Raw genomic sequence first — 3247 nt, 5'->3', positions numbered from 1 at the left:
CTGCGGGAGGCCCTGACATGAGCGACCCCACCGGCGGCGAGCCGGCGAGCGGGAAACCCGGCCTGAGCCTGGTCATGACGAACATCGGTGAGCTGGTCACCAACGATCCCGAGCTGGGCGTCCTGACCGACGCCGCCGTGGTCGTCGAGGGCGATCGGATCGCCTGGGCCGGCCCGATGCGCGACGCGCCCGCGGCCGACGAACGCCTCGACGCCGGCGGCGCCGCGGTCATCCCGGGCTTCGTGGACAGCCACGCCCACCTCGTCTTCGCCGGCGACCGGGCCGCTGTGTTCGCGGCCCGGATGAACGGCGAGCCTTACACCGGAGGCGGCATCCGCACCACGGTCGCCGCCACCCGCGCGGCCGATGACGACACGCTGCGGGCCGGGGCGCGCCGGCTGGTGGATGAGGCCCGGCGGCAGGGCACGACAACCATCGAGATCAAGAGCGGTTACGGCCTGACCGTCGAGGACGAGGCCCGCAGCCTGCGTCTCGCGCGGGAACTCTCGGACGAGACCACGTTCCTCGGCGCGCACGTCGTCCCGGCCGAGTACGCCGACGACCCGGACGGCTACGTGCGGCTGCTCTGCGGGCCGATGCTCGCCGCGGCCGCACCGCACGCGAAGTGGATCGACGTGTTCTGCGACCGCGGAGCCTTCGACGCTGACCAGACCAGGGAGATCCTGACCGCCGGTGCCGCCGCCGGGCTGACACCGCGTCTGCACGCCAATCAGCTCGTTCCCGGGCCGGGCGTACGGCTGGCGGTCGAGCTCGGTGCGGCCAGCGCCGACCACTGCACGCATCTCGGCGACGCTGACGTGGACGCCCTCGCCGGGTCCGGGACGGTGGCGACGCTGCTGCCCGGGGCCGAGTTCTCGACGCGGTCGCCGTACCCGGATGCCCGCCGGCTGCTCGACGCCGGGGTGACCGTGGCGCTGGCGACCGACTGCAACCCCGGGTCGTCGTACACGTCGTCGATGCCCTTCTGCCTGGCTCTGGCCGTACGGGAAATGCGCATGACGCCCGCCGAGGCCCTCTGGGCCGCGACCGCGGGTGGCGCCCGGGCCCTGCGCCGCGACGACATCGGCGTGCTGCGCCCCGGCGCCCGCGCCGACCTGGCCGTCCTCGACGCGCCCTCGTATCTGCACCTGGCCTACCGGCCGGGTGTTCCGCTCATCAGCACAGTGCTGCACAACGGAGTGCCCCAATGACCGTCTCAGTCGAACCCACCGGCATCAACCCCGCCGATGTCCTCGCCGTCGCCCGGCACGACGCCCGGGTCGAAATCTCCGAGGCCACCTACGCGGCCATGGCCCGCAGCCGGGCCATCGTCGACACCATCGAGGCCTCCGGCCGCCCGGTGTACGGCGTCTCCACCGGCTTCGGCGCGCTGGCCAACACCTCGATCGCCCCGGAGCGCCGGGCCGAGCTGCAGCACGCGCTGATCCGCTCGCACGCCGCCGGCATCGGCGCGCCCATGCCCCGCGAGGTGGTGCGGGCGATGATGCTGCTGCGGGTGCGCTCGCTGGCCCTGGGCCTGTCCGGGGTACGGCCGGTGCTCGCGCAGGGACTCGTCGACCTGCTCAACAACGACATCACCCCGTGGGTCCCCGAGCACGGCTCGCTGGGCGCCTCCGGTGACCTGGCGCCGCTGGCCCACTGCGCGCTGGTGCTGCTCGGCGAGGGCTGGGTGCTGGGCAAGGACGGCTCCCGGATGGCCGCCGCCGACGCCCTGCACGGCACCGGGCTGCAGCCGCTGACGCTGGCCGCCAAGGAGGGCCTGGCGCTGATCAACGGCACCGACGGCATGCTCGGCATGCTGCTGCTGGCCATCGAGGACGCCCGGCACCTGTTCACGATGGCGGACGTGACGGCGGCGCTGGCGATCGAGGCGATGCTCGGCTCCGAACGGCCGTTCCTGCCGGAGCTGCACGCGATCCGGCCGCACCCCGGGCAGTCCGACTCGGCGGCCAACATCCACCGGCTGCTGCAGGACTCGGCGATCATGGACTCGCACCGTGACGACCTGGCCCACGCCGTGCAGGACGCGTACTCGATGCGCTGCGCGCCGCAGGTCGCCGGGGCCGCCCGGGACACGCTGGAGTTCGCCTGGACCACCGCCGGCCGCGAGCTGCGGTCCGTGGTCGACAACCCGGTCGTGCTCCAGGACGGCCGGGTGGAGTCCACCGGCAACTTCCACGGCGCGCCGCTCGGCTTCGCCGCCGACTTCCTGGCCATCGCCGCCGCCGAGGTCGGGGCGATCGCCGAGCGCCGGGTCGACCGGCTGCTCGACGTGACCCGCAACCGCACGCTGCCGCCGTTCCTGACCCCGGACGCAGGGGTGAACTCGGGCCTGATGATCGCCCAGTACACGGCGGCCGGGATCGTCGCGGAGAACCGGCGGCTCGCGGCGCCCGCCTCGGTGGATTCCCTGCCCACCAGCGGGATGCAGGAGGACCACGTGTCGATGGGCTGGGCCGCGACGAAGAAGCTGCGTACGGTCCTGGACAACCTGACCAGCCTGCTCGCCGTCGAACTGCTGGCCGCGACGCGGGGCCTGCAGCTGCGGGCGCCGCTGAGCCCGTCACCGGCCGGTCGTGCGGCGGTCGCCGCCCTGGAGGGCTTCGCCGGGCAACCGGGACCGGACGTCTTCCTGGCCCCGGTGATCGAGCAGACCCGCGCGGTCGTCGGGGGCCGCGCCCTGCGCGCCGCGATCGAGGAGGCGATCGGGCCGCTGCTTTAGGCTCTCCACCATGGACGGCAGAGCGGTGGTTATCGGGGCCGGCATCGGTGGGCTTGCCGTCGCACGGGTGCTGAGCCGGCGGTACGCGCAGGTCACGGTCCTCGACCGGGACACATTGCCGGCCGATGGGGTGCCGCGGCGCGGGGTGCCGCAGAGCGCGCACGGGCACATCCTGCTGATCTCCGGGCTGCGGGTGCTGACCGAGCTGTTCCCCGGCCTCGAGGACGCCCTGACCGATCACGGCGCCAGCCGCATCGACCTGGGCTCCGGACTGTGCAACTACCGGTTCGGCCGGCGCCGCAGCCGGATCCCGACCGGACATCACCTCACCTCCGTGAGCCGCCCCCGGCTGGAGGCGACCCTGCGTGACCTGGTCGCCGCCGACCCGAACGTGACGATCCGCCACGGCGCCGCGGTCAGCACCCTGGCCGGCTCCGCCGAGGCGGTCGCCGGGGTGGTGCTCGACACCGGTGAGACGATCGCCGCCGACCTGGTCGTGGACTG

Annotated in this window: 3 protein-coding genes; all 3 read left to right on the top strand. The window is 73.9% G+C overall.

Annotation, left to right across the window (positions count from 1 at the left end; genetic code table 11):
* Window positions 1-17: 17 nt before the first annotated feature.
* The gene (hutI, locus tag AB0C29_RS40270; protein WP_360832161.1) at window positions 18-1211 is read left to right on the top strand and encodes an imidazolonepropionase; all 1194 of its coding nucleotides are present in this window, start codon (window positions 18-20) and stop codon (window positions 1209-1211) included.
* The gene (gene hutH / locus AB0C29_RS40265) at window positions 1208-2743 is read left to right on the top strand and encodes a histidine ammonia-lyase (protein ID WP_360832158.1); all 1536 of its coding nucleotides are present in this window, start codon (window positions 1208-1210) and stop codon (window positions 2741-2743) included. The genes hutI and hutH overlap by 4 nt, the downstream gene beginning before the upstream one ends.
* Before the next feature lie 10 nt (window positions 2744-2753).
* Window positions 2754-3247: FAD-dependent oxidoreductase (locus AB0C29_RS40260; RefSeq protein ID WP_360832155.1), on the top strand; the 494-nt coding region annotated here is incomplete at its 3' end.

It is taken from the genome of Actinoplanes sp. NPDC048791, from assembly GCF_040650095.1.
Classification (GTDB): domain Bacteria; phylum Actinomycetota; class Actinomycetes; order Mycobacteriales; family Micromonosporaceae; genus Actinoplanes.
The sequence above is the reverse complement of the archived record's forward strand: the minus strand, read 5'-3'. Positions and strand labels throughout refer to the sequence as shown.

What these genes read in the sequence shown, in the direction of transcription:
- hutI (WP_360832161.1), top strand. Translation starts at nt 18, where the DNA reads ATGAGCGACCCCACCGGCGGCGAGCCGGCGAGCGGGAAACCCGGCCTG.
- hutH (WP_360832158.1), top strand. Translation starts at nt 1,208, where the DNA reads ATGACCGTCTCAGTCGAACCCACCGGCATCAACCCCGCCGATGTCCTC.